This window comes from Sedimentibacter sp. B4 (assembly GCF_000309315.1).
GTDB lineage: Bacteria > Bacillota > Clostridia > Tissierellales > Sedimentibacteraceae > Sedimentibacter > Sedimentibacter saalensis.
This window is the reverse complement of the sequence record NZ_CANG01000720.1, coordinates 1-210: the sequence shown is the minus strand read 5'-3', so window position 1 is coordinate 210 and position 210 is coordinate 1. Positions and strand designations below refer to the sequence as shown.

Sequence of the window (210 nt, the reverse complement as noted above, 5' to 3'; positions counted from 1 at the left end):
CACCGACTGGCTGCCGGCCCTGGAGATGAATCGCCGCGCCGACCTCGCGCTGATCCACGGCGGTATCGGCACCGTCCTCACCGCCGCGCTCGCTGGCCGTCCCGTGGTCGGCGTCGGGATGCAACCCGAGCAGGTCGCGAACATCTCCTGCCTGGTCCGCAAGGGATTCGCGCGGAGAGTGGGGAAGTCACGCAACCGGACCAAGCTGGT

The 210-nt window shown here is 69.5% G+C and carries 1 protein-coding gene; it reads left to right on the top strand.

Annotated features, from left to right (window positions below; translation table 11 throughout):
• On the top strand, nt 1-210 hold a 210-nt coding region (locus BN358_RS26870; protein WP_368730814.1), incomplete at both ends, for a glycosyltransferase.